This is a genomic window from Bittarella massiliensis (ex Durand et al. 2017) (assembly GCF_017566145.1).
In the GTDB taxonomy this organism is placed as follows: Bacteria; Bacillota; Clostridia; order Oscillospirales; family Ruminococcaceae; genus Bittarella; species Bittarella massiliensis_A.
Genome location: NZ_JABFCL010000450.1, coordinates 1 through 206 on the forward strand (window position 1 = coordinate 1; position 206 = coordinate 206).

Consider the following 206-nt stretch of genomic DNA (forward strand, 5'->3'; position numbering starts at 1 on the left):
TGTTCCGGATGTATCTGTATCATGCCAGCCTCCATTCTGGAGAGGTTGGTAAGCGTTCCGGTCAGATATTTGAGCTTCTTAATCTCTCTGGAGCCTCTTGATGCGAACTCCGCACGCTCCTCGTCTGTAACGTCAGAGTCCTCCAGCAGCTCGAAGCACATGGAAAGCGCTGCAACCGGTGTCTTCAGCTGATGAGAGATATCTGT

General features: G+C 51.5%; 1 protein-coding gene. It reads right to left on the bottom strand.

The features are described from left to right. Positions 1–206, bottom strand: a 206-nt coding sequence (locus tag HJY11_RS15010) for a histidine kinase dimerization/phospho-acceptor domain-containing protein (RefSeq protein WP_279571125.1), incomplete at both ends; no start/stop codon positions are given.